The organism is Pseudomonas sp. SDO55104_S430, assembly GCF_054070595.1.
Window position 1 is genome coordinate 1 of record NZ_JBSVXG010000506.1, and the last position, 375, is coordinate 375.

1 pseudogene is annotated in these 375 nt (G+C 58.9%); it reads right to left on the reverse strand.

Going from position 1 to position 375, the window contains the following annotated elements:
* Window positions 1-65: 65 nt before the first annotated feature.
* Window positions 66-375: pseudogene (locus ACW9JE_RS30925) on the reverse strand (3-isopropylmalate dehydratase small subunit); the annotation flags it as partial.

The window sequence follows — 375 nt, forward strand, 5'->3', positions numbered from 1 at the left end:
TAAACCCTGTGGGAGCGGGCTTGCCCGCGAAGAGGCCCGCCCTGTCTACATCAATTTCAGATCAATCAAGCGTCGCGAAACAACCAAGGCTGGCTGGCCCGGTGCTTGGCTTCGAACGCCGCAATCGCATCACCGTCCTGCAGTGTCAGACCGATATCGTCCAGACCATTGAGCAGGCAGTGCTTGCGGAACGCGTCGATCTCGAAGCTCAGCACCTTGCCGTCCGGACGGGTCACGGTCTGGGCCTGCAGATCGATCTGCAACTGATAGCCCGGGTCCGCCTCGACCTGCTTGAACAGCTCATCGACTTCCTCGTCGCTCAAGATGATCGGCAGCAAGCCGTTCTTGAAGCTGTTGTTGAAGAAGATGTCGGCG